Raw genomic sequence first — 22,413 nt, forward strand, 5'->3', positions numbered from 1 at the left:
CCGCGCCTCACTGCTCGTTCATCGCCTCGCTGGCGATGTTGCGGCCGCGGGAGTTGAGCGCCACCTCGCGGCGGATCCGGACCTCCTCGACCACTTCGAGCTCGACCAGCCGCTCAAACGTCTCCTCGACGTCGTCGACGTCCATCCCGAGGAACGAGGGGATCTCGAACGGCGAGACGCCGGAGTACAGCGCCATCAGCACCTCGCGGTCGCGGCTAGAGAGGTCGACGTTCGTCGACGACCGCTCCTCGCCCTTCCGGAGCCACGACTCGACGAACCGCATCCGGCTCGGGTCGCCAGCGACGTGCGTCTCGATGCTCGTCCCCTCGTCGTCCGTGTGCGACACCTCGATGACGGGCTTTTTCTCGCCGTTCACCGTGCGCTTCGCGGCGTCGAGCCCGCTGATGTCGTCGAGGTCGAACTTCACGAACGCGCCGCGCTCCAAGGCGGCGTTGAGCCCGTTCTCGTCGATCTTCACGCGGGCCTGCTCCCACTCGGTGTCCTGGACGACGCCCCCCTCGATCGCGGGGTGTTTCGCCATCACGGTCTTCTGGTCGAGCAGGGCGCGGTAGACGTCGCGCTCGAACGACTCGTGGTCGGAGGCGGCGACGAGCATGACCTGATCGCCTAAGTCGAAGCTCACGTAGTTGGAGACGCGCGCGACGGACTGGTTCGCGTCGTGGCGGCCGCCGAGCCGCTCCAGCTTCGACAGCGGAATCGTCCGCTTCCCGTCGTTGCCGGCCAGGATTAGCCGCCGGTTCGAGAGCAGGACGCGCCCGGGCGTCCACGAGACGTCGCTCACCTTCCGCCCCTCGCGGACCGCGACCGCGAACTTCGCCTGCGTGTCGGTGATCTTGTACTCGCCCTGGTCCTGCGCCATTTACGGACCCCCCGCGCGGAGCTTCGAGACGGCCGAGAACACGCGCTTCCTGACGGCCTGACTGTCGTCGTCCGCGTACTCTTCCAAGCGGTTGAGCGTCTCCTGTCCGCCGATCTGTCCGAGGACGAACACCGCCTTCGCGCGGGCGTCCTCCGGGTGTTCGGGGCTCAGCTTGTCGAGCAGACGGTCCTCGACGACCGGCCCGCCGAGGCTCTTGAGGCTCGTGGCCGCGAACTGCGCGGTCTGCGGGTCGTCGTCCGCGAGCGCGTCGGCGAGCGCCTCCACCGCCGTCGACGCGTCCGGGTCCGCCACCCGGCCGAGGATCCACGCCGCGTTCCGCCGCTGGCGGCTCTGCTGGCCGTCGGTGAGGATCTCGACGAGCGGCTCGACGACGGTCGCGTCGTCGGCCGCCTTCAGCTCCGAGACCACCTGGTCGCGGACCGCGTGGCTCTGTTGGGTGGGCACGTTCGAGAGCAGCTCGATCACCGAGTACACCGCCGCGTTGCGCACGACCGCGCTCTCGTCGCCGAGCGCCCGCGCGAGCGGCTCGACCGGTTCGGGCGTGCTCGCCTTCCCGAGGGCCCCGGCCGCGATCCGGCGGATCGACTCGTCGCCGTCGTCGAGCAGGTCCAACAGCGGCGACAGCGCCTCGTCGGTGCCGATCGTCCCCAGCGCGTTGGCCGCGGCGCGGCGCACGCGCGGGTCGTCGTCGTCCAGCCGCTCGCGGAGGCCGGGGACCGCTCGGGCGTCCGCGAAGGTCCCGCAGGCCTGCGCCGCGCGGAGCCGGACGCGGGCGTCCTCGTCGTCGAGCGCGCCGACGAGCGGCTGGACCCCGCTCGCGTCGTCGAGCCGCCCGAGCGCGTTCGCTGCCGCCATCCGGAGCTCCGGGCGGTCAGCCTTCAGCGCGCGGGCGAACTTCCGCGCGGTGACCCACTCGGCCTCGGCGTCGCCGCCGCCGCCCGTGAGCTCCTCAAGGAGCTGTTGGAGCGCTTCCTCGCCGATCGCGTCGAGCGCGTCGACCGCCGACCCGCGGACCTCTGGGTCGTCGTCCGTCGTCGCCGCGCGGAGCAGCCCGTCGACCGTCGCCTGATCGCTCTCCTCGCCGACTTCGCCGAGGAACTCCGCCGCCCGCCGCCTGACGGCCGCGCTGTCGCTGCCGAGCGCGTCCCGGAGGCGCTCCGCGTTCCCGTCCCGGACGTGCTGGTACAGCGACATCAGCGCCTCCCGAACACCCGTCGTCGCTTGTCGATCGGTTCGTAGCGGTCGGTGCGGTCCGGGGGGACGCTCTCCGTCATCCCCAACACTAAGACGCCGTCGTCCGCCAGCGACGCCTCCAGCGTGTCGAACAGGGCGGCCTTGTGGTCCACGTCGATGTAGATCAGCAGGTTCCGGCACAGCACCACGTCGAACGGGTCGCGGGCGCCGTCGCGGATCAGGTCGTGCGTCTCGAAGTCGACGAGGCGCTTGACCGCCGGGCGCACCTGAAACGTGTCCTCGTCGCGCTCGACGTACTTGTCGGGGTCGGAGAGCGGCTCCAGCTCCTCGGCGATGTCCGTTGTGCGCGTCGTGTGGTAGACGCCCTCGCGGGCGTTTTCGAGGGCTTCCTCGCTGATGTCGGAGCCGAGCACCTCGATCCGCGACTCGTCTATCTCCGGGTCGTCCCGGGCCAGCATCGCGACGGAGTACGGCTCCCGGCCGTCCGCCGAGGGCGCGGACCAGACGCGGACGCGCCGCTGGTCTGCGGTCCGCTCGCGGAGCACGTCCCGGAGCACGTCCCACATCTCCGGGTTTCGGAAGAACTCCGTCACGTTGATCGTGAGCGCGTCCATCAGCGCCTGCCGCTCGTCGGCGTCCTCGCGGAGGATCCGCTCGTACTCGGCGTGCGACTCCGTGTCGCGCCGCCGCATCCGCGCCGTGATCCGGCGGTCGAGGTACGACTCGTTGTAGTACCCCGGCTCGAACGGCACCGTGTCGTCGATCTGCCGGAGGACGCCTTCGAACGCCGTCTCGCCGTCGTCCGCCGACCCGCTCATAGGCTCACCACGTCGAGGACGGCCACGACGTCCCCGTCCCCGAGGACGGCCGTGCCGCTGAGGCCCGGCGTCCCCGAGAGCGGGCCGTCGAGGGGTTTGACGACCACTTCCTCCTGGTCTAGCACCGCGTCGCAGTGGAGCGCGACCTTGCGCGTCTCCTCGCGGATCCGGACGAGCATGCCGTCGTCGCTCGGGCCCTCGCCGGACCCGTCGGGCGCCGCGGGGTCGGCCGGGACGAACCCGTCGTCTCCCGGCTCGTCGGCCGCGACGCCGCCGTCGGCGGCTGGCGTCTCGGTCGGCCGTTCCGCCGCGGTCGGATCGATCTCGCCGAGACGTTCGTTCAGCCGGACGACAGGGTAGAGGTCGTCCTCGTGTCTGACGACCTCGTCGCCGTGGACCTCCTCGACGTCGTCGGCGCGGGCGACCTCCGCGATCGACTTGATCGGGATGCCGTACTCCGTGCCGCCCACGTCGACGAACATCACCTTCACGATGGCGACGGTGACCGGGAGCCGGAACCGGACCGTGCTCCCCTCGCCGGGCTCGCTCTCGATCGAGACGGAGCCGTCGAGGTCGCGCGCGGTCGTCCGGACCACGTCCATCCCGACCCCGCGGCCGGAGACGTCGGTGACCTCCTCCGCGGTCGAGAAGCCGGGGTGGAAGACGAGGTCGTACACCTCGTCGTCCTCCATCGCCTCGACCACCTCGCGGCTCTTGACGTCCTCGTCGACCGCCTTCTCGCGGAGCTGGTCGGGGTCAAGCCCGCCGCCGTCGTCCGACACCTCGATGATCACGTGGTCGCGCTCGCGCTCCGCCGTGAGCGACACGTGGCCGGTCGGGTCCTTCCCGGCCGCTTCGCGCTCCTCGGGCGACTCGATCCCGTGGTCGACCGCGTTCCGCAGGACGTGGACGAGCGGGTCGCGCATCTCCGTGAGGATCGTGCGGTCCAGCTCGACATCGTCGCCCTCGATCTCGAAGTCGATCCGCTTGTCGAGGTCCCGCGAGATGTCGCGGACGAGCCGCGGGAACGAGTCGGACACCTGCGAGAACGGGATGAGCCGCATGTCCATCGCCGTGTCTTGGAGGCTGGAGGCGAGCTTGTCGAGCTCGTCTAAGGCGTCTGACTCCGCGTCCGTCCCCTCGATCTCGCGGCGGAGCTTGATCCGGCTCGTCACCAGCTGCTCGACGAGCCCGTACAGCTCGTCGACCTGATCGACATCGACGCGGATCGACTTGATCTCGTCGCCGGACTTGGAGTCGGTCCCGCCGGCGGACCCGGAGTCGTCCGACGGCGAACTGGAGTCGTCAGCGGACGGCTCGGCTTCGCCGTCGTCGTCGGACTGGTCGGGCTCGTCGTCCGCATCGGCCGCGGCCGGCTCCGCCGCGCCTTCGGCGTCGATCTCGCCCGAGTCAGCGTCGCCGGGGTCGGCGGGTTCGGGCCCGGCGTCGCCCGACTCGGCGGCGGACTGCTCGGGGGCCGCCGATTCGGCGTCCGGGTCGCTCGATTGGACCTCGGCGGCGTCGCCGCCGCCGACTGCGGCCGCCGTCACCGCCTCGACCTGCGTGAGCGCCCGGAGCCCCTCGGCGACGACCTCGGGGTCGGCGCCGCCGACGAAGGCGTCGAACCCCTCGTCGTACTCGCCGTCCTCCAGCGCCTCGGGCGCGGGGTCGGTGGCGTGCCCGTCGAACTGCTCGTCGAGGGCTTGGAGGACGAGCGCCGCGTCGACGCCCGGCATCTGGGCCTCGCCGATCGTCACGTCCGCGTACGCGACCGGGTCCGGGAGGTCGTCCGCGGCCGCCGGCGGCTCCGGCACCGAGATGTCGGGGGCCTCCCCGTCCGCGTCGGCTTCGGTTCCGCCATCATCGTCACCGCCGGCGTCGCCTTCGTCGGCCGCGGCATCGCCGGCGCCGCCGGCCGAATCGCCGTCTCCGCCGGCGTCGCTCCCGCCGACGGTGCCGTGCTCCTCCATCTCGCGCAGGCGCGATTCGAGGTCGGAGGGGTCCGTCGACACCTCGCCGGTGTCGGCGATCTCGTCGACCATCGCCTCGACGGTGTCGACCCCCTCGAAGAGGAGATCCATCAGCTCGGGCGTCACCTCGCGCTCGCCCTGTCGGACCGCGTCGAGCAGGTCTTCGAGGGCGTGCCCGAAGTCGGAGACGCCCTCGTACCCCATCGCCGCGGCGTTGCCCTTCAGGGTGTGAGCGACGCGGAACACGTCGTCCATCGCCTCGGCGTCCTCGGGGTCCGCTTCGAGCGCGAGCAGGGCGTTGTTGAGGTCGGTGATCCCGTCTTCGGCCTCGGCGACGAACGCCGCGCGGTGGGAGTCCATCAGGCCTCACCCCCCACTATCGCGCCGGCGACGTCGTCGAGGTCGCACACCGCGTCGACGCCGCCCGTCTCGACGGCGCGCTTCGGCATGCCGTAGATGACGCAGGTGTCCTCGCTCTGCGCTAGCGTGTACGCCCCGGCGTCGGCCATCGCGCGGATCCCCTCGGCCGCGTCCGAGCCCATGCCGGTCAGCACGACGCCGACGAGCGGGTCGTCGATCACCTCGGCCGCGGAGCGCATCGTCACGTCCGCCGCGGGGGTGACAGTGTGGGAGTCGTCGTCTTCGTCGAGCTTCACCCGGAGCCGCCCCGACCGGTAGCTGTCGATGCGTGTGTGGCTTCCGCCGCGGGCGACGAGCGCCTCGCCGGCGCCGATCCGGGCGCCGTCGCTCGCCTCCCGCACGTCGTACGCTGAGGCCTCGTCGAGCCGGTTCGCGAACCGCGAGGTGAACGCCTCGGGCATGTGCTGGACGATCACCACGCGGCAGTCCGCCATCGGCAGCGCCGACAGCACGCGCTCGACCGCGTTCGGGCCGCCGGTCGAGGCCGCGATCACGACCGTCAGCGGGCCGTCGACGTCCGCGGCGTCCGCCTCCGACGCGGCGCCCGGCGAGCGCGACGCCGCGGCGCTTGGATCGTCACGCTCGCGGGTCGCGGCGTCGAGGTCGGCGTCCGCAACCGAGCGCACCGCCTCGACGAGCCGGTCCGACTCCCGCGAGACGCCGGTGGACACCTCGCCGCCCGGCTTCGCGAAGAAGTCGACCGCGCCCCGGTCGAGCGCCTCGAAGGTGACTTCTGCCCCCTCGTCCGTGTGCGCGGACAGCATCAACACCGGCGTCGGCGTCTCCTCCATCAGGCGCTCGACGGCTTCGAGCCCGCCCATTCCGGGCATCTCGACGTCCATCGTCACGACGTCGGGGCGCGTCTCGGCCACCACCGAGAGCGCCTCCTCTCCGTCCCCCGCCTCGCCGACGACCGCGACCCCGGCGTCGCTCAAGAGGTCGCTTATCAATCCCCGCATGAACGGAGAATCGTCAACGACCACCACCCGCGGCGACCCGTCCCGACCGCCGCGCCGATCCGTCGTCCTGCTCATACTCCACAGCGCGCCCAGAATCAGCATAAATCCACGGACCCAGTAATCACCCCTGATAATTCAGGGAACACGGTTATTTGTCGGTTCACCGCAGGTACGGGCATGGCAGCCACAGAGGCGGACGCCGAACCGACCAAGGTGCTGGAGTTCGGCCTGGGCGACGGGACGTACTGTCTGGACATCGGCGTCATCGACGAGATCGTCGACGCCGGCGAGCTCACGCGGATCCCCAACTCGCCGGACCACGTCGAGGGCGTCATGGACCTCCGCGGCCGGACGACGACGATCGTCGACCCGAAGACGCTGTTCGACATCGACGAGGCCGGTCCGCGAGAGCGGATCGTCGTCTTCGACGACGACGAGATCGACGAGGGCGGCACGGTCGGCTGGATGGTCGATGAGGTGTTCCAGGTTCGCGACGTCTCGCCCGAGGACGTCGATCAGAGCACTACCGTCGAGGACGAGGGCGTCCGCGGTATCGTCAAGTCGGACGACCGGTTTGTCGTGTGGGTCTCGCCGGACGTCGACGAGGCCATCGCAGGCGACCTTGACGACGTCGAGGCCGCGGAAGCGTAGCCGAAAGGGCGGAGCGAGCGCCGGGCGACCGCGTCGGCGACCCCGTCGGCGTCCGCCGGCGATCGGTTCTCACGGGTGAGAACCGGGTGCCAACGCTTATCAGCCGTCCAACGGGTCCCTACGTATGCGCGTCTCAAGCGGCGTCCCGGGGTTCGACGACCTCGTCAACGGCGGGTTCCCCGAGGACCGCCTCTACGTTGTCAGCGGCCCGCCCGGGAGCGGGAAAACGACGTTTTGCTCACAGTTCGCGGCCCAAGGCGCTCGGAACGGCGAGGACGTCCTCTACATCAGCATGCACGAGACGAAGGACGGGATCCGCGAGGACATGAGCGGCTACGACTTCGGGTTCGACCGCGCGCTCGACTCCGACCGCGTCACCTTCCTCGACTCCTTCTCGTCGGACGGCCGGCGCTTCTTCGGGCTCCCCGGCGACCGCCGCGACCGCTCGGGGGTCACCAACCGGCTCACCGGGTTCATCAACTCCCGCGACATCGACCGCGTCGTCTTCGACTCGACGATGCTGCTGCGGTTCCTCTTAGACGACGACGAGGACACGATGATCCAGCTGCTCTCCTCGCTGAAGCGGACGGACGCGACGACGCTTCTGATCTCCGAGATGACCGACCCGAGCGCGTACTCCGAGGAGCACTACCTCGCGCACGGCGTCGTCTTCATGCACAACTACCTCGAAGACGAGGGGATGCGCCGCGGGGTCCAGGTGCTGAAGATGCGGGGAACGGACGTCGACACCGACATCCAAGACGTGGAGTTCACCGACGGCGGGCTCCGCGTCGGCCCGGCGGCGACGGTGACACACTGATGTACGACCGCACGTTCGGCACGGAGTGGGACGACCTCTCCCGCGAGGAGGCGGTCGAGCGCGCCTTCGCGCTGGGCGTCGCGGCCGGCGTCGACAACCCCCGCCCGGAGGAGCTCGACCGCGTGCTGGAGACGTTCTCGGGGGGCTACGACCGGAGCATCGTCGAGCTGGCGTACGACGAGGGGCGAACGAAGGCGCTGGAGGCGAAGGCGGAGCGGGACGACCCGGAGGACGAGGCTGTCTGGTCGTCGCTCGTCGACGGCGCCGGCGCACCGCGCGAGTCTCCGGTGCCGGCCGCGCTCCCCGGGGCGATACGCGAACTGACACTCACCGACGGGCCGCGGGAGGGCCCGCCCTCGTCGCTCGACCTCCCCTCCATGCTTCGAAAGTGATCCCTCGGAAGGGTTTTACCCGACACACTCTCACGTCCACAAAATGACTGTGCTTCCCGACGCTGTCCGCGGTGCCGACAGCGTCCTCATCAGCGGTCCGCCGATGAGCGGGAAGTACGACCTGTTCAACCGGCTGCTCGCAGGGTGGTCCACGGGCCCGGTCGTGATCTCGACGGGACGGACCGCGGAGAAGGTCCGCGAGGACTACGAGGAGCTGACGGGGGCGGACGGCGACGACGTGGTCGTCATCGACTGCGTCACCCACGAGCAGGGCGACAAGCGCGAGGACACGCCGGCGACGAAGTACGTCGCCAGCGCCGGCAACCTCACCGACATCGGGATCAAGTTCACCGACATCGTCGAGTCCTCCGTGGGCCGCGACCGCGCAGTCGGCGTCTACTCGCTGTCCCAGCTGTTGATGTACTGGGAGCCAGAGCGTATCTACCGGTTCACCCGGGTAATGACCTCGCAGACCTCCGGCGAGGGGTGGCCGTTCGTCGGGGTCGTCGGCTCGACCGCCCACGACGAACAGGTCGTTCACACCCTCCACGAGCCGTTCGAGGTCGTCGTCGAGACCCGCGTCGACGACGACGCGCGGGAGTTCCGCGTCCGTGGCCGGGTCGGCCAGCCGTCGGACTGGGAGCCCTTCTGAGCCGGGAGCCGCACCGTGGCCCGAGATCTCCGCGGCTCGCGTCGAACCGGCCTCACCCCACCAGTTCGAACTCCGCGCCGATCGGGGGCGCGTCGACGAGCCCCCAGTAGACGAACCGGTAGGTGCCGTCGCCCAGCGGCGGGCAGACCTCCAAGTCGACGCCGTCGACCGCGTCGGCGATCGCCGACTCGGTCAACGTGATGTCCCAGGAGTACGCCGAACTCGTGTCGAGCGACGCCTCGGTCCGGGGGAGTTCGACCGCCTCGCCCAAGGTGGAGCCGCGGATGTCGAGCCACCCCTCCCCCGTCTCGCGCTGGAGCGAGTAGGTGGATTCGCCGAGCGTGGCGGCGGGAGCGTCGCCGGTGTTCCGGAGGACGAGCCGGAGCGACTGGCCGTACGTCTCGGTCGCTCCCTCCGTGGAGAGCTCAACGGTCGTCTCGTCCGTCTCGACGAGGGTCTCGGTGACCGACGCCTCGAACGGCTGACCGAGGCGGACGAACCCGTCGTCGTCGCAGGTCAGCGTCGCCGGCGTTCCCTCCGGGCCCTGCGGTCCGTCGCCCGCCGCGAAGTCGAGACAGCCCGCCGTCGCGACGGACAGGGCGAGCGCGCTCCCGGCGAGCGCGTCGCGTCGCGTGTGGTCCATATGGGTCGAACGAACGCCACCGGCATGAACCGCACGCGTCGTCGCGGGAACGACCGCGGATGTCGGTCGAGCGACACGCGACCGGCCGAGCGGTTCGGAACCGCTTTCCCCTCGGCCGGCGGATGGCCCCGCATGGAGCTGTTCGGATCGAGTGGCATCCGCGGGGTCGCGCTGCGGTACCTCACGCCCGCGCTCGTCCTCGACATCGCGAAGGCGGCCGGAACGGTGTGGGACGCCGACCGCGTCGCCGTCGCGCGCGACACGCGGACCACCGGCGAGCTGTTCGCGAACGCGGCCGCGAGCGGCCTCGCCGCGGTCGGCTGCGACGTCGACCGCCTCGGCGTCGTGCCCACGCCCGCGGTCGGGAACTACTGCGAGGCCGACGGGGTCCCCGCGGTCCTCGTCACCGCCTCGCACAACCCGCCGGAGTTCAACGGCATCAAGCTGGTGGGCGCCGACGGCGTCGAGCTCTCCGTCGACGTGTTAGAGCGCATCGAGCGGCGCGTCCTCGACGACGAGTACGACCACGCCGACTGGCGGTCGGCCGGCGCGACGACGCCGATCGATGGCGCCGTCGACGACTACGCCGACCAACTGACCGCTGCGGTCGACCGCGAGGCGGTCGCGGACGCCGACCTCACGGTCGCGGTCGACCCCGGTCACGGCGCGGCCTCGGTCGCGTCCCCCCGGATCTACCGCGAACTCGGCTGTGAGGTGTTGACGGTGAACGCGACGCCGGACGGCCACTTCCCCGGCCGCGACTCCGAGCCGGTCCCCGAGAACCTCGCGGACCTCTCGCGGCTGGTCGCGACCTCCGACGCCGACGTGGGGATCGCGCACGACGGCGACGCAGACCGTGCCGTCTTCGTCGACGAGCGGGGGCGGTTCGTCGACGGCGACACCTCCTTCGCGGCGCTGGCGGACGCCTGTCTCGAACCGGGCGACGCAGTCGTTAGCGCGGTCAACGTCTCCCAGCGGCTCGTCGACGTCTGCGCCGCCAACGACGCCGACCTCGAACTGACACCCATCGGCGCGACGAACATCATCACCCGGACGCGCGACCTCCACGACGAGGGGGTCAACGTCCCCATCGCGGGCGAGGGGAACGGCGGGCTGTTCTTCCCGCCGTACCGGCTCTCGCGAGACGGGGCGTACATCGGCGCGCGCTTCCTCGAACTGCTCGCGGCCGCGGACGGCGCGCCCGTCAGCGAGGTCGTCGCGCCGTACACCGACTACCACTTCGTGCGGGAGAACGTCGAGTACGCGGACGACGACGAGCGCGACGAGATGCTCTCGGCCGCCCGCGCCTACGTCGAGACCGCCGACGCGGAGCCGAACACGACGGACGGCTATCGGCTCGACTACGGCGACGCGTGGGTGCTGGTCCGCCCCTCGGGCACCGAGCCGAAGATCCGGATCTACGCCGAGTCCGCCGACGCCGACCGCGCCGAGCGGCTGGCGGCGGACATGCGCGTCGCCGTCGAGAGCGGGCGGTAGCGCAGGCTATTTGATAATCGAAACTGCGGTGGCGCGTGCCTGCGAGCGGCCGCCACCGGCGGCCGCGAGACAGCACGCGCGAGGGACGCGGCGACCGGAGCGAAGCGGAGGGAGCCGCGAGGTTGGGGAGGCGTGAGGCGCGGTCGCGGGGCTTTGGCGGTGATTGCCGGCGATCCGCAGTCGATTACTCATAAACGGTCGGCCGAGACTCTGGTGGGGCTCGCCGCCGATCTACCGGGATCAGGTTGTTAACCGACAGCCGAGACCTCGACCGCGACCGCGACACGGGGACGTGTTTATAAGTAGCGTCAGTCCAGCGCCGCCAGCGCCTCGGCCGCCTCGCGGGCCGCTTCGAGGTGGTCGCGGGCGCGCCGCGGGTCGTCCGTCTCCTCGGCGGCGCGGGCGAACCGCGTCAGCGTCCGGGTCAGCGACGCGCGGGCAGTGCCGACGCCCTCGGCGTCGTCCGTCAACTGAGGCGGGGTGGGTCGCCCGGACTCGGGCGGTCGGGAGTCGGGCCGCCGCGGCTCGGGCCGCTGGGAGTCGGACTGCTGCGGCGGCGCTGACCCCTGCGGCGGCGCTGACTCCTGCGGCGGCGCCGACCCCTGTGACTGCACGGCAGCCGAGCGGGAGGGCCGCGGCCCCGCGCTCTCGGTCGCACCGGACTCGGTCGTGGCGGAATCGGTCACACCGGAGTCGGCACCCACCGAGCCGTTCTCGGCGACGCCGTCCGCCGCGCCGGCGTCCACGTCCGGCGGGGCTCCCGTCGCCTCGGTGCCTCCCGCCGCGTCCGGCTCCGCCGCGGTCCCGGTCGCCTCGTTCGCCCCCGCCGCGCCGCCGGCCTCGTTCCCGCAGGTGGGACAGAACTCGCGACCGTCGTGACGGAAGATGGGGTCGCCGCACTCCTCGCAGTGGCGGTTCGTCATCGTCGCGCCCTTCAGGAGGAGCTCGGACATCCGCTGGGTGTGCTCGCGCTTCTGCTCGTCGTCCGCGAACTTCTCGCGGAGCTTCTCGCGTTCCGCCTCCTTGTCGAAGTCGTCGCTCATGGGCTGACGAACGTGGTTCGCGGGCAAAAGTCCGGTGGGCTCGGGACGAGCCGTGGCGGGAGCCGACGGGCGCCGTCGGCCCGCGGGCTCACTCCTCGGTGACCGTCCGGTCGTCGGGGTCGAGCTCGCCGCGGTGGATCTTCGCGCCGTCCTGCGCGACCTGTCGCCCCAGCACCGCGCACTTCACGCGCATCGGCGAAATGTCGACGCCGAGCATCTCAGTGACGTCGTCGGTGTCGAGCCCGTCGAGTTCGTCGACGTTCATCCCGTGGAGCCGCTCCGAGAGCATGCTCGCGGAGGCCATCGAGATGGCGCACCCGTCGCCCGTGAACCGCACCGCCTCGATCGTCTGCTCCTCGTCGTCGAGGTCCACGTCCATCCGGATTGTGTCGCCACAGGAGGGGTTCTCGCCGACGTGCGTGAAGTCCGGATCCTCGAGTTCCCCGTAGTTTCGCGGGTTCTTGTAGTGGTCGAGGATCTGCTGTCGGTACATGTCCGAGCCCAGTCCCATACTGGCGCACAGTACGCCGCTCCGGCTCAAAAGGGTTCCGTCGAGCGCGATCGTTTATAAATAGGTGAGAGTCAAACGACGAGTGAGTACGGAAAGTGCGGTGGCGCGCACCTGCGAGCGGCCGTCAGCGGCGGCCGCGAAGCCAGCACGCACGAGGGAGGCGGCGGGCCGGCGCGGCGGCGCCGGCGCCGGTGCGTCCGCCGAGGCTGGGGAGGTGTGAGGTGCGGGGCCGAGCGGTACGGGGTGGCACTCGAAGGGGCAGTCGTGAGGCGGGCAAAGGCGGTGTACGTACCACAGCGACAGAGTGGAGCGACTGAGCGAGGAACGCAACGAGCGTGCGCCCGGCTCGCGACTGGGGCTTCAGTGGTGTCCGTCGGCGACCCCCGGAACGAGTCCGGACCGACACATCAGCCTCGGTCAGGCCGCGTGCTCGTCGACCCACGCCGTCAGGTCGTCGCCCGAAATGAACCCGTCGGCGCGCCGCGCGACCGGCTCGCCGTCGACGAAGAGGACGAACAGCGGGACGCTCCGCACGTCGAACCGCTCGACCAGCGGCGGGTCGTCGCGGGGATTCACCAGGCCGACCGCCAAGTCGGCCTCGGCGCCGCGGGCCACGTTCCCGATCACCGGCTCCATGCTGGCACAGATGCCGCAGCCGTCGGTGTAAAACTCCACGAGCGCGGCGTCCGCGTCGGCGACGAAGGCGTCGAGAGCGTCCTCGTCCGCGAGCGAAACGGGCCGGTCGGTGCCGGACGATCCGGAGGAGGGCGCCTCGGAGGCGTTCGAGGCAGTATTGGATTCCATACGCATTATTGGGCGTCGACGGTGATAACTGCTTCCGTCGACGCGGTCGACGTCGGAGAGAAGAGCGCGAGGGCGCGTCGGCGGGAATGACCGGCGTCGCTACGCCGGTTCGTCGGGCTCGGGCTCGGTCCGCCACCCGCCCTTCAGCGTGACGTACCAGACGGAGGCCCCGGCGAGGACGAAGACGGCCCCCATGTACGGGATGATCGGCAGCTCGACACCGACGAAGTCGAGCACGGTCCGGAGCTCGTAGACGATCACGCCGAAGATCGCGAGCGTCACGAGCAGCCCGCCGCGAGAGATGTCGACGCTCATCGGACCACCTCAATGAGCGAGGCCGAGAGGTCGGCGACGGCGCCGAACAGCGGGGCGGCCGCATCTGCCAGCGCGTCGAACAGCGGCGCGAGCCACACCGGATAGGTGCCGACGCCCGGTCCGAGCAGTCCGCCGCGGTTGATGATCGCCGCGATCGGCAGCGCGTACGCGAGGACGACGAGCGTGAGCGCGATGCCGACCCACAGGCGGAGGTTATCGAGCACCTGCGGCGCGTCCTCCGCGCCGGAGACCGGACTGGGGAGCGGCTCCGCGAGCCCGGACACCTTCGGGTTCCCCATCGTCAACACGAGGTTCCCGAGGAAGAGGATCGTCGAGACGAAGAGCAGGGTCCCGCCGATCGCGATCTGGATGTTGAGCTCCTCGAAGCCGCCGAACATCGTCGGGTAGTCGAAGCCGGAGTACTCCGGCTCGGCGGTGCGTCGCGGGACGCCGAGGAGCCCCTGCGCGTGCATCGCGTTCGACATCAGCGCCATGCCGATGAACCAGAGGACGACCTGGAACAGCCCGATCTGGCTGCTGTAGATCGGCTTGTTGCTGATCTGCGGCCAGATCCAGTAGGTCCCGGCCATCATCGTCAGCGCGACCGCGGTCCCGACGGTGAGGTGGAAGTGACCCGGCACCCACAGCGTGTTGTGGATGAGGTAGTTGATGTTCATCCCGGCGTTGACCATGCCCGAGAAGCCGCCGGCCGCGAACATCAGGCCGGCAAGCATCATGCCGGTGAACTCCGGCTTGCGCCACGGGAGGTTCGTGAGCCAGCCTAACAGCCCGGTGCCGCCGCGCTGACGGGCGCCGTACTCGACGCTCGCGACGACCGTGAACGCGGTGAGCAGGCTGGGCAACAGCAGGAACATCGTGTTCGTCATCGAGATGAACTTGAACCCCTCGGCGATCCCCGGGTCGAGGTACTGGTGGTGGATCCCGACCGGCGTCGAGAGGAGAACGAACAGCACGAACACGACCCGGGCCAGCGGGTCGCTGAAGAGGCGGCCGCCGGCGATCTTCGGCAGGACGGTGTACCAGAGCATGTACGCCGGCATGAGCCAGAAGTAGACGACCGGGTGGCCGAAGAACCAGAACAGCGTCCGGGTGAGCGTCGGGTTCACCTGGTCGATGAAGCCGAGCGACCACGGGAGCAGGAACAGCAGGACGGAGGCGGCGACGGCGGACGAGGCGATGTACCACATCGTCATCGTCGTCAGCACCATGAACGTCTGGAGCGGGATCCGCTCGTCGGGGTGCTCGCGCCGCCACGCGAGGAACGTCCGGAACCAGTCGGCGCCCGCGATCCACGTCCCGACGATGAACACGGTGAGCCCGGCGTAGAACAGCGGGTGCGCCTGAAGCGGCGCGTAGAACGTGTACAGCACGTCCGCGCTCATGTCGATGGAATCGACGAACCCGGCGAGGATCGAGATCCCCGTGAGCGTCATGCCGGTCGCCATCAGCCCGTACCACGTCCACGTGATCTTGATGTTCAGGAGCGGCCGGTCCAGACTGCGCGTCAGCGCCCAGGTGAACAGCCCGACGAGGAAGAATATCGTGAAGCTGATCACCATGAACACGCCGTGCGCGGTGAGGACGGTGTAGTAGTCGGTCGAGGGGATGATCCGCGCGACGTCGGTCCGGTGGAGCGTCTGGATGATCCCGAAGATCGCGCCGAGCAACAGGGCGAAGAAGGAGCTCAGGAAGGCCGCGCGGACGACCCTCGCCTCGTCCGGGAACTTGTCGACGAACGTCTGTTCGGACTCGATGGCGGTGCTCATTCTGAGTCACCTCCGCGGCTCTCGAACTCCGACTGGCTCACGACGTTGATCTTTCCTTCCATGACGTGGTGACCGGCGCCGCAGTACTCGTTACAGACGAGCCCGTACTCCGTCGGCTCCTCGGTCTCGACCGTGATCTCCGAGACCTCGCCGGGGACGGCCATCGTGTTCGCACTCGTGCCGACGACCTCGAAGCCGTGTATCACGTCGCGAGAGGTGACGTGTAACGTCACGGTGCTGTTCGCCGGCACGACGATCGGAGACGGTTCGAAGCCGAACTGGTAGGCGACGATGTACGCCTCGTACTCGTTTTCGCCCACCTGCTCGACGCGGGGCTCGGAGAACCGCTCGTCCTCGTCGAGCGCCGCGGCGTCGACCGTCGACTGCGAGTCGGCGACCATCGCCACGCCGGGACCGACCGCCCCGTAGGTCACGGTGCCGATGAGCGCGAGAATCAGGACGATCGACAGCGCGAGCCAGAGCTTCTCGTAGGCGTGAATGTGCACGTGTGATCACCCCACCACGACGAGGTCCCGGCCGAGGAACTCTACGAAGTAGATGTACACCCACGCGAGTACCAAGATTGCGAAGTAAATTCCGATGAGCGTGAGCGTGCCGATCGGGTCGAAATCCTCTCCCTCGCCGCCGACATCGTCAGTCGGAGCGTTTGCTGCCTCACTTTGGCCCATAGGCGACTTTGACAGTAGAGAGCCATATAAGATCTACCCGTTCTCGCACCCTGAAAACACGGGTGTTATATATTTCCGGCGAGCGCATGGCTACGGCATGGACTTCTCGATCCAACAGGCCGTACTCCTCGTCCTCGGCGGACTCGTCCCCGCGGTGGTGTTCATCGCCGACCGGGCGGAGTTCGTCGTGGCGGTGACGCTGGTGAACGTCCTGCTCATCTGGGGGAGCCTCCGGATCGCGACCGGCGGGACCCTCCCGGGGTTCGCCGGCGACTCGGCCGACTCCGAGCACGCGTAATCGATCACGAACCGCGGGACCCGCCGCCCCCGGTCCGCGGACCGCCCCACCGACCGCGAACGGACCACCAATGACAGGCTGTACGCTCTGTGACCTCCCGACTGGGGATGACCCGCACACCGCGCCCGACGTCGACGGCGAGTTCTGCTGCCGGGGCTGTCTGACCGTCGCGCGGTCGCTGGACGACGTCGAGGACCTCGACGACCTCGACGAGCAGCGGCCGGACGCGACGCCGGGCGACGAGTTCGACGGCGAGACGACGTTCCTCCACGTCGACGGGATGCACTGCGCCACCTGCGAGTCGTTCCTCGAGATGACGGCCGGCGAGCAGGAGGGGGTCGCGGCCGCCGAGGCGAGCTACGCCACGGACACGATCCGGGTCGACTACGACCCCGACGCCGTGAGCGCCGAGGAGCTTCCCGGGCGGCTCTCGGTCGCGGGCTACTCGGCGAGCGACCGCGCGGACCCGGACGCGGAGGACGACGACGCGGTCGTGCGATTCCTGATCGGCGGCGGGTTCTTCGGCATGATGGCGATGCTGTGGTACGTCCTCTTCCTGTATCCGACCTACTTCGGGTACGAGCCGATACTCGACTTAGGCGGCGTCTCCGGGACGTACCTGTTCGCGCAGATCTGGGTGTTCGCCTCCATCGTCCTGTTTTACACCGGCTACCCGATCCTGCGGGGCGCGTACGTGAGCCTCCGGGCCCGGCAGCCGAACATGGACCTGTTGGTGTCGCTCGCGGCCGCGAGTTCGTACGTCTACAGCACGCTCGCGCTGTTCGTCGGCCGGACCGACCTCTACTTCGACGTGACCATCGCCGTCATCCTGGTCGTCACCGCCGGCAACCACTACGAGTCGATCATCAAGCGGCGGGCGACCGGCATGCTCGCCGACCTGACGACGACCGAGGACCGGACGGTGCGGACCGAGGCGGGCGAGACCGTCGCCGCCGACGCGGTCGACCCCGGCGACCGGCTGCTCGTGCGCCCCGGCGAGCGCGTGCCCTTCGACGGGACCGTCGCCGAGGGAACGGCCGCTGTCGACGAGGCGCTCGTCACCGGCGAGTCCCTCCCCGCCACGAAACGCGAGGGCGACGCGGTCCGGGGCGGGACCGTCGTCACCGACTCGCCGGTCGTCGTCGAGGTCGGCGAGGACGCGGCGAACACCCTCGACACCCTCGTGCGGCTGCTGTGGGAGATCCAGAGCTCGCGGTCCGGCGTCCAGAGGCTCGTCGACCGCTTGGCGACGGTGTTCGTCCCCCTCGTCGTCGCGGTCGCGACCGTCGGCGCCGCCGCGACGCTGGCGCTCGGGTCGGCGCCGATCGAGGCCGCGCTCGTCGGGCTGACGGTGCTCATCGTCTCGTGTCCGTGCGCGCTCGGCCTGGCGACGCCGCTTGCGGTCGCCGCCGGGATCCGCGACGCCGCGAACCGCGGCATCGTCGTCGTCTCCGACGCCGTCTTCGAGTCGGCGAGCGACGTCGACACCGTCGTCCTCGACAAGACCGGGACGCTCACCGACGGCGAGATGCGGCTGCTCGACGCGACGGCCGCGGCGGGGACGCCGGTCGACCGCGTGCGAGACCGCGCCGCCGCCGTCGAGCGCGCCTCGGTCCACCCGGTCGCCGAGGCGATCGTCTCCGGAGTGCTGGGGGACTCGGAGGGGCGAACGGTTGAGCGGCCGGCGACCGACGGCGGCGCGGCGACCGCGGCGGACTCGACCGCCGACGGCGTCGGCGAGACCGACGACGCGCCCGCCCCGAGCGGCCCGTCAGCGACGGACGTGGACGTCTTCGACCGCGGGGTCGCGGGGCGCGTCGACGGCGACGAGGTCGTCGTCGGCCACCCCGGCCTGTTCGACGAGCGCGGCTGGCCGATACCGGACGCGCTCCGCGAGGCGGGAGCGACCGCCCGCGACCGCGGGAACGTGCCCGTCTACGTCGGCTGGGATGGTCGCGGCCGCGGCGTCCTGACGGTCGGCGACGAGGTGCGCGACGGGTGGGAGTCGGTGGTCGCCGACCTCGACGCGGACGGCCGTCGGGTGGTGGTGCTCACCGGCGACGCGCCCGCGGCCGCGAGGCGGTTCGCGGAGCACCCCGCGATCGACGAGGTGTTCGCCGAGGTGCCGCCGGAGGCGAAGGCCGAGACGGTCCGGCGGCTCGGCACCGACGGCTCGGTCGCGATGGTCGGCGACGGGAGCAACGACGCGCCGGCGCTCGCCGCGGCCGACCTCGGGGTCTCGATCGCCTCCGGCACCGACCTCGCCGCGGACGCGGCCGACGCCGTCCTCCTGGAGGACCGGCTCTCGGCGGTCCCCGAACTGTTCGCCGTCACGCGCGGGACGAACCGACGGCTGAAACAGAACCTCGGCTGGGCGTTCGTCTACAACGCGGTCGCGATCCCGTTGGCGTTATCCGGCGTCCTCAACCCGCTGCTGGCCGCGCTCGCGATGGCGTCGAGCAGCATCCTCGTCGTGACCAACTCCGCGCGTGCGGTGTTCGACCCCGACTGAGTCCGGCGTGGCCGGGGTCAGCTCTCCCCGTCTCCCGAGCCCGCGCTCCGATCGGCGCTCGCGGGGAGGAGGCGGCGCGCCAACGCCCCCAGGCGCTTGTACGCGAGGTTCACGTACAGTCCCGAGAGGAAGACGACGCCGGCGACGAGGGGCGCGTCGCCGGTCGTCCCGCCGAGAAGGATGTCGGAGAGCAGGTACACCCCGACGCCGAGCGGCAGGGCGGCCGGCAGCCGGAGGTTGTACCGGACGAGCGTGCCGACGGAGGCGTCGAACCGCTCGACGAGGGCGGTGAACACGAACCCCAGAGCGCCGAGCAGGCTGAACAGGGGGACGAACGGCGGAACGACTCCGGAACCGAGGCCGGCGAACCCGGGGAACGGGCCGTCGGTCACCAGCAGCGCCCCGGCGGCGAGGCCGACGGTGAGGAGCACGTCGGCGGCGATGACGCCGACGCCGAACCGCGACCGGTACCACGTCCGCGCGAGCCGCGACCGGTTCTCGGCGGCGGCGTCGACCGCCGGATCGCCGGGGGCGACCGCCTCGGTCCGGGTCCGCTCCGATGAGTCCGACATCGTCACCGAGATTTGTCGGCGAGTCGTAATTAGCTTGCGGCGTGAGAACAGTGATCAATGTAACCCGTCGAAGAGTCCTCCTCGGGCGTCTCCAGTCTGAGAACAGCCGAGTGACTACGCCGTCGCGCCGACGTGCGGCTTGACCGCGCGGACGATGGCGTCGACGTCGTACTCGTCTTCGGTCTTGTCGAAGACGACCTCGCCGTCGGCGCGGACGACGAACACGCCGTCGTCGCCGGTCACCAGAGCGACCTCGTCGACGCTCTCGCCGAACTGCTTGAGGATCGCCTCGGAGACGTCTCGGGCGCGGTTCAACATGCCACAGGGGACGCAGTACTCGACTTCAACGCGTGTCATGGCACAGCGTAGGACACGAACAGGATTAAAGGGACAGGTCCCGGTCGGTCGCGGCGCGCTCGCGACGATATCGCCGTGTCAGACCACCAGTGCGTCGAAGACGACGGCGAACAGCAACAGGCCGAGGTAGGCGTTCGAGGCGTGGAACGCGCGGAAGGCGGCCCCCTCGGTCTGCTCGTAGTGGAGCCGGACGACCATCCAGAGGAAGACCCCGCCGACGCCGACGCCGACGACCGCGTACAGCGCGCCGAGCGGGTCGGCGGCCGCGGCGAGCGCGACCGCGGCGACCAGCGTCGCGCCGAGGTACCAGAGGATGTGCCGACGCGTCGCGGTCTCCCCGCGGACGACGGGCATCATCGGGAAGCCGCCGCGCTCGTAGTCGTCCTTGTACGCCAGCGCGAGGTTGTAGAAGTGTGCGGGCGTCCACAGGAAGATGACCGCGGCGAGCAGCACCCCGCCGCCGCCGACCTCGCCCGTGACTGCGGCCCACCCGATGAGCGCCGGCAGCGCGCCGGCCGCGCCGCCGATGACGGTGTTTTGGACCGTGTTCGGTTTGAGGACGAGCGTGTAGACGACGCTGTAGAACAGTATCGCGACGAGCCCGAGCGCGGCCGTCAAGGAGTTCACCGTCCAGAACAGGCCGAGCGAGACGAGCGTCAGCAGACCGCCGAACGCGAGGGCGTGCGGAACGGGCACGAGGTCCGTCGCGAGCGGGCGGTCGCTGGTGCGTTGCATCCGCTTGTCCACGTCGCGTTCGAGGACGTGGTTGAACGTCCCGGAGGCGCCGATCGAGAGCGCACCGCCGGCGAGCGTCGCCGCCACGACGGGCGGCGTGAAACCGGAGCCGCCCGCCAGCGCCATCGCGGCCGCGGCGACGAGGCAGAGCAGCCACATCAGCCGCGGCTTCATCAGCCGGAAGTACGCGGTCGCGGTCGCCTTCAGCCGCGGGAGCGCCGCCGACGGGATGTCCGGTTCCGGGGCCTCCTCGACCGGCGGCAGGTCGTCGGTCCCGGGTTCGAACTCGTCGGGCGCGTCGTCCGGGTCGCCCGTCTCGGCCTCCAGCCACCAGGCGAGCGCGGCGAGGACGGCCCCGAAGATTCCGATACCGATCAGGAGGTGCGCGGAGCCGAGCGCGGCCGGGAGGTCGCCGAGCGCGACGAGCGCGCCAACGCCGGCCTGCGCGGGATAGACGACGAGCGCGACGGCGAGCGCGACCCTGACCCGGCGGTCGGCGCCGTCCCGCCACGCGAGCGCGGCGGAGAGCGCGACGAGGAGACCGACGACGGCGGCGAGGGCGCGGTGGCCGAGGGCGATCCACCCCTCGGTCGCCGTCGGGAGGGCGGCGCCGTTCCCGCAGGCCGGCCAGGCGCCGCAGGCGGTCGCCGCCTCGGTGAGCGAGGTGGTGGCGCCGACGACGACGAGCAGGTACACGCCCATCGCGGCCGCGGCCAACACCGCGGGGAATCTGTCTGGGAGCGTCACGTGGCGTGAATTACGAATCGGACCCATATATGTTCCGCGCTTCGACAAAACGGCGGCGAGCGGCGGGCGAAAACGCGGACCCGAGCGGACGGCGTCCGTCAGCGCTCAGTCCCGGTCCGCGTCCGCCTCGCCGCCGCGCTCTCGGAGGATCCGGTCGACGATGTCGCCACTGGAGAGCAGTTCGTCCTCGTACTTCGGCTCGCGGCCGGACGCGCGCTCGACCCGGCAGTCGATACCCCGGTCCGCGAGCGCGTCGGCGATGTCGGCCTCGTCGTGGTGCTGGTCGAACCCCAACACGATCACGTCGGGGTCGAGCCGCTCGATGGGGACGAACACGTCCCCCGGATCGCCGAGGTGCGCCTCGTCGACCGCGTCGAGCGCCGCGACCATGTCGCGCCGTTGGCGGGCGCACAGCACCGGTGCGGGCTTGTGCGTGACGTTGGTCCGGCGGGCGACGATGGCGTGGAGCTCGTCGCCGCGGGCCGCGGCGTCCTCCAAGTAGTGGGCGTGGCCGGGGTGGAGCAGGTCGAACGTCCCCTGCGCGACGACCCGCGTCATCGGAACCACGAGAGGAAGCCGCCGCGGTCGCGCTCGTCGAGCTCCCGGTCGATGTCCTCCTGGGTGAAATCGAAGAAGTGCTCGTCGGGCACCTCCACGTCGAGGACGTCGAGGGTGGTCTGTCGCCCCTCGTTGTCGAACGCCTTCCAGTCGCCCCAGCCGTAGGGGGCGCCGACGATGATGTGTACTTTCCCCTGCCCGAAGGTCGCGAGGTCGGCGTCGCTCGGCCGCAGCGCGCCGTTGGGGTGGGAGTGGACCGACCCGACCGCGCGCATGTCGTTCGGCTTCATGTGTGTCCGGACGCTGGCGCTCGTCGGGCTCGACTCCGTGCCCGGGATGACGAGCACGTCGGTGATCACCTGTCCGTCCCGGTCGAGATCGAGCTTCCGGGCGTCGTCCGCGCGGAGGAACCCCATGTACTCGTTGGGGTGCGTCTCCTCGCTCGCCTCGAGGACGAAATCCAGGGTCTCTCGGGCGATGCCGAGGAGCTCGTCCGAGCGGAACAGTCGCATAAGCGGGATAAGTCGCCGTCGCCTCATAGGGGTTCCGGACCGCGGAACGCGACGCG

At 70.6% G+C, this 22,413-nt stretch carries 26 protein-coding genes; 8 read left to right on the forward strand and 18 right to left on the reverse strand.

Going from position 1 to position 22,413, the window contains the following annotated elements:
- Positions 1–7: 7 nt before the first annotated feature.
- From EO776_RS12595 to cheB, 5 genes are read right to left on the reverse strand one after another with little or no spacing between them, the layout of a single operon-like run.
- The gene (locus tag EO776_RS12595) at positions 8–880 is read right to left on the reverse strand and encodes a CheF family chemotaxis protein (protein ID WP_049930402.1); all 873 of its coding nucleotides are present in this window, start codon (positions 878–880) and stop codon (positions 8–10) included.
- Positions 881–2,095, reverse strand: coding sequence for a HEAT repeat domain-containing protein (locus EO776_RS12600; protein WP_094521066.1), 1,215 nt, complete (start codon positions 2,093–2,095; stop codon positions 881–883).
- On the reverse strand, positions 2,095–2,913 hold the full coding sequence (locus EO776_RS12605; RefSeq protein WP_049930399.1) for a CheR family methyltransferase: 819 nt from the start codon (positions 2,911–2,913) through the stop codon (positions 2,095–2,097). Before EO776_RS12605 ends, EO776_RS12600 begins: the two co-directional genes overlap by 1 nt.
- The gene (locus tag EO776_RS12610; protein WP_129452433.1) at positions 2,910–5,243 is read right to left on the reverse strand and encodes a chemotaxis protein CheA; all 2,334 of its coding nucleotides are present in this window, start codon (positions 5,241–5,243) and stop codon (positions 2,910–2,912) included. The genes EO776_RS12605 and EO776_RS12610 overlap by 4 nt, the downstream gene beginning before the upstream one ends.
- Positions 5,243–6,337, reverse strand: a complete 1,095-nt coding sequence (gene cheB, locus EO776_RS12615) for a chemotaxis-specific protein-glutamate methyltransferase CheB (protein WP_176450746.1) — start codon at positions 6,335–6,337, stop codon at positions 5,243–5,245. The genes EO776_RS12610 and cheB overlap by 1 nt, the downstream gene beginning before the upstream one ends.
- A gap of 102 nt (positions 6,338–6,439) precedes the next feature.
- Between cheB and EO776_RS12620 the strand changes: the two genes are divergently transcribed.
- The 4 genes from EO776_RS12620 (at position 6,440) to EO776_RS12635 (ending at position 8,777) form a co-directional block, all read left to right on the forward strand.
- Positions 6,440–6,913, forward strand: a complete 474-nt coding sequence (locus tag EO776_RS12620; RefSeq protein WP_049930396.1) for a chemotaxis protein CheW — start codon at positions 6,440–6,442, stop codon at positions 6,911–6,913.
- A 124-nt stretch (positions 6,914–7,037) separates the two neighbouring features.
- On the forward strand, positions 7,038–7,733 hold the full coding sequence (locus tag EO776_RS12625; RefSeq protein ID WP_094521068.1) for an RAD55 family ATPase: 696 nt from the start codon (positions 7,038–7,040) through the stop codon (positions 7,731–7,733).
- Positions 7,733–8,125: a hypothetical protein gene (locus EO776_RS12630; RefSeq protein WP_086215824.1), complete on the forward strand. Its 393-nt coding sequence runs from the start codon at positions 7,733–7,735 to the stop codon at positions 8,123–8,125. The genes EO776_RS12625 and EO776_RS12630 overlap by 1 nt, the downstream gene beginning before the upstream one ends.
- A gap of 43 nt (positions 8,126–8,168) precedes the next feature.
- Positions 8,169–8,777, forward strand: a complete 609-nt coding sequence (locus EO776_RS12635; RefSeq protein WP_086215825.1) for a DUF7504 family protein — start codon at positions 8,169–8,171, stop codon at positions 8,775–8,777.
- Between the two features lie 52 nt (positions 8,778–8,829).
- Here the strand turns inward: EO776_RS12635 and EO776_RS12640 are convergent, their stop codons facing one another.
- Positions 8,830–9,420: a hypothetical protein gene (locus tag EO776_RS12640; protein ID WP_086215826.1), complete on the reverse strand. Its 591-nt coding sequence runs from the start codon at positions 9,418–9,420 to the stop codon at positions 8,830–8,832.
- A gap of 132 nt (positions 9,421–9,552) precedes the next feature.
- Between EO776_RS12640 and glmM the strand changes: the two genes are divergently transcribed.
- Positions 9,553–10,917 (forward strand): phosphoglucosamine mutase, encoded by a 1,365-nt coding sequence (gene glmM / locus EO776_RS12645; RefSeq protein WP_049930388.1) that lies wholly within the window; start codon positions 9,553–9,555, stop codon positions 10,915–10,917.
- 308 nt (positions 10,918–11,225) lie between these two features.
- Here glmM and EO776_RS12650 read toward each other — a convergent pair whose 3' ends face one another.
- Together EO776_RS12650 and sufU are read right to left on the reverse strand one after the other, a co-directional pair.
- Positions 11,226–11,960, reverse strand: coding sequence for an Sjogren's syndrome/scleroderma autoantigen 1 family protein (locus EO776_RS12650; RefSeq protein ID WP_094521070.1), 735 nt, complete (start codon positions 11,958–11,960; stop codon positions 11,226–11,228).
- Positions 11,961–12,048: 88 nt separating this feature from the next.
- A complete protein-coding gene (sufU, locus tag EO776_RS12655; RefSeq protein WP_049930385.1) occupies positions 12,049–12,471 on the reverse strand; it encodes a Fe-S cluster assembly sulfur transfer protein SufU in 423 nt (140 codons plus the stop codon).
- An 82-nt stretch (positions 12,472–12,553) separates the two neighbouring features.
- Between sufU and EO776_RS19035 the strand changes: the two genes are divergently transcribed.
- On the forward strand, positions 12,554–12,691 hold the full coding sequence (locus tag EO776_RS19035; RefSeq protein ID WP_186279031.1) for a hypothetical protein: 138 nt from the start codon (positions 12,554–12,556) through the stop codon (positions 12,689–12,691).
- A gap of 197 nt (positions 12,692–12,888) precedes the next feature.
- On the opposite strand, the gene EO776_RS12660 is transcribed toward EO776_RS19035, so the two are convergent.
- The 5 genes from EO776_RS12660 to EO776_RS19040 form a co-directional block, all read right to left on the reverse strand.
- Positions 12,889–13,275: a thioredoxin family protein gene (locus tag EO776_RS12660; RefSeq protein WP_049930383.1), complete on the reverse strand. Its 387-nt coding sequence runs from the start codon at positions 13,273–13,275 to the stop codon at positions 12,889–12,891.
- Between the two features lie 99 nt (positions 13,276–13,374).
- Positions 13,375–13,590, reverse strand: a complete 216-nt coding sequence (locus EO776_RS12665) for a hypothetical protein (protein WP_049930382.1) — start codon at positions 13,588–13,590, stop codon at positions 13,375–13,377.
- Positions 13,587–15,377: a b(o/a)3-type cytochrome-c oxidase subunit 1 gene (locus EO776_RS12670; protein WP_086215828.1), complete on the reverse strand. Its 1,791-nt coding sequence runs from the start codon at positions 15,375–15,377 to the stop codon at positions 13,587–13,589. The genes EO776_RS12665 and EO776_RS12670 overlap by 4 nt, the downstream gene beginning before the upstream one ends.
- On the reverse strand, positions 15,374–15,883 hold the full coding sequence (locus tag EO776_RS12675; protein WP_007345352.1) for a cytochrome c oxidase subunit II: 510 nt from the start codon (positions 15,881–15,883) through the stop codon (positions 15,374–15,376). Before EO776_RS12675 ends, EO776_RS12670 begins: the two co-directional genes overlap by 4 nt.
- A 6-nt stretch (positions 15,884–15,889) precedes the next feature.
- The gene (locus EO776_RS19040; protein WP_007345353.1) at positions 15,890–16,066 is read right to left on the reverse strand and encodes a hypothetical protein; all 177 of its coding nucleotides are present in this window, start codon (positions 16,064–16,066) and stop codon (positions 15,890–15,892) included.
- Positions 16,067–16,163: 97 nt separating this feature from the next.
- On the opposite strand from EO776_RS19040, the gene EO776_RS12680 reads away from it, so the two are divergent.
- Together EO776_RS12680 and EO776_RS12685 are read left to right on the forward strand one after the other, a co-directional pair.
- A complete protein-coding gene (locus EO776_RS12680) occupies positions 16,164–16,364 on the forward strand; it encodes a hypothetical protein (RefSeq protein ID WP_086215829.1) in 201 nt (66 codons plus the stop codon).
- A 70-nt stretch (positions 16,365–16,434) separates the two neighbouring features.
- Positions 16,435–18,876, forward strand: coding sequence for a heavy metal translocating P-type ATPase (locus EO776_RS12685; RefSeq protein ID WP_129452434.1), 2,442 nt, complete (start codon positions 16,435–16,437; stop codon positions 18,874–18,876).
- Positions 18,877–18,893: 17 nt separating this feature from the next.
- Here the strand turns inward: EO776_RS12685 and EO776_RS12690 are convergent, their stop codons facing one another.
- The 5 genes from EO776_RS12690 to EO776_RS12710 form a co-directional block, all read right to left on the reverse strand.
- Complete coding sequence (locus tag EO776_RS12690; RefSeq protein WP_049930375.1) at positions 18,894–19,448, reverse strand: hypothetical protein; 555 nt, start codon at positions 19,446–19,448, stop codon at positions 18,894–18,896.
- A gap of 114 nt (positions 19,449–19,562) precedes the next feature.
- Complete coding sequence (locus tag EO776_RS12695) at positions 19,563–19,805, reverse strand: SelT/SelW/SelH family protein (protein WP_049930374.1); 243 nt, start codon at positions 19,803–19,805, stop codon at positions 19,563–19,565.
- Between the two features lie 78 nt (positions 19,806–19,883).
- On the reverse strand, positions 19,884–21,287 hold the full coding sequence (locus EO776_RS12700; protein WP_049930373.1) for a heme o synthase: 1,404 nt from the start codon (positions 21,285–21,287) through the stop codon (positions 19,884–19,886).
- Between the two features lie 105 nt (positions 21,288–21,392).
- Complete coding sequence (locus EO776_RS12705; protein WP_100050410.1) at positions 21,393–21,845, reverse strand: adenylyltransferase/cytidyltransferase family protein; 453 nt, start codon at positions 21,843–21,845, stop codon at positions 21,393–21,395.
- Entirely contained in the window at positions 21,842–22,357 is a 516-nt protein-coding gene (locus tag EO776_RS12710) for a Mov34/MPN/PAD-1 family protein (RefSeq protein WP_049930371.1), read from the reverse strand. Before EO776_RS12710 ends, EO776_RS12705 begins: the two co-directional genes overlap by 4 nt.
- Between the last annotated feature and the right edge of the window lie 56 nt (positions 22,358–22,413).

The sequence above is a fragment of the Halorubrum ezzemoulense genome, assembly GCF_004126515.1.
In the GTDB taxonomy this organism is placed as follows: Archaea; Halobacteriota; Halobacteria; order Halobacteriales; family Haloferacaceae; genus Halorubrum; species Halorubrum ezzemoulense.

Coding starts and splice junctions, on each gene's coding strand:
- EO776_RS12595 (WP_049930402.1), bottom strand. CDS start 880: ATGGCGCAGGACCAGGGCGAGTACAAGATCACCGACACGCAGGCGAAG.
- EO776_RS12600 (WP_094521066.1), bottom strand. CDS start 2,095: ATGTCGCTGTACCAGCACGTCCGGGACGGGAACGCGGAGCGCCTCCGG.
- EO776_RS12605 (WP_049930399.1), bottom strand. CDS start 2,913: ATGAGCGGGTCGGCGGACGACGGCGAGACGGCGTTCGAAGGCGTCCTC.
- EO776_RS12610 (WP_129452433.1), bottom strand. CDS start 5,243: ATGGACTCCCACCGCGCGGCGTTCGTCGCCGAGGCCGAAGACGGGATC.
- cheB (WP_176450746.1), bottom strand. CDS start 6,337: ATGAGCAGGACGACGGATCGGCGCGGCGGTCGGGACGGGTCGCCGCGG.
- EO776_RS12620 (WP_049930396.1), top strand. CDS start 6,440: ATGGCAGCCACAGAGGCGGACGCCGAACCGACCAAGGTGCTGGAGTTC.
- EO776_RS12625 (WP_094521068.1), top strand. CDS start 7,038: ATGCGCGTCTCAAGCGGCGTCCCGGGGTTCGACGACCTCGTCAACGGC.
- EO776_RS12630 (WP_086215824.1), top strand. CDS start 7,733: ATGTACGACCGCACGTTCGGCACGGAGTGGGACGACCTCTCCCGCGAG.
- EO776_RS12635 (WP_086215825.1), top strand. CDS start 8,169: ATGACTGTGCTTCCCGACGCTGTCCGCGGTGCCGACAGCGTCCTCATC.
- EO776_RS12640 (WP_086215826.1), bottom strand. CDS start 9,420: ATGGACCACACGCGACGCGACGCGCTCGCCGGGAGCGCGCTCGCCCTG.
- glmM (WP_049930388.1), top strand. CDS start 9,553: ATGGAGCTGTTCGGATCGAGTGGCATCCGCGGGGTCGCGCTGCGGTAC.
- EO776_RS12650 (WP_094521070.1), bottom strand. CDS start 11,960: ATGAGCGACGACTTCGACAAGGAGGCGGAACGCGAGAAGCTCCGCGAG.
- sufU (WP_049930385.1), bottom strand. CDS start 12,471: ATGGGACTGGGCTCGGACATGTACCGACAGCAGATCCTCGACCACTAC.
- EO776_RS12660 (WP_049930383.1), bottom strand. CDS start 13,275: ATGGAATCCAATACTGCCTCGAACGCCTCCGAGGCGCCCTCCTCCGGA.
- EO776_RS12665 (WP_049930382.1), bottom strand. CDS start 13,590: ATGAGCGTCGACATCTCTCGCGGCGGGCTGCTCGTGACGCTCGCGATC.
- EO776_RS12670 (WP_086215828.1), bottom strand. CDS start 15,377: ATGAGCACCGCCATCGAGTCCGAACAGACGTTCGTCGACAAGTTCCCG.
- EO776_RS19040 (WP_007345353.1), bottom strand. CDS start 16,066: ATGGGCCAAAGTGAGGCAGCAAACGCTCCGACTGACGATGTCGGCGGC.
- EO776_RS12680 (WP_086215829.1), top strand. CDS start 16,164: ATGGACTTCTCGATCCAACAGGCCGTACTCCTCGTCCTCGGCGGACTC.
- EO776_RS12685 (WP_129452434.1), top strand. CDS start 16,435: ATGACAGGCTGTACGCTCTGTGACCTCCCGACTGGGGATGACCCGCAC.
- EO776_RS12690 (WP_049930375.1), bottom strand. CDS start 19,448: ATGTCGGACTCATCGGAGCGGACCCGGACCGAGGCGGTCGCCCCCGGC.
- EO776_RS12695 (WP_049930374.1), bottom strand. CDS start 19,805: ATGACACGCGTTGAAGTCGAGTACTGCGTCCCCTGTGGCATGTTGAAC.
- EO776_RS12705 (WP_100050410.1), bottom strand. CDS start 21,845: ATGACGCGGGTCGTCGCGCAGGGGACGTTCGACCTGCTCCACCCCGGC.
- EO776_RS12710 (WP_049930371.1), bottom strand. CDS start 22,357: ATGCGACTGTTCCGCTCGGACGAGCTCCTCGGCATCGCCCGAGAGACC.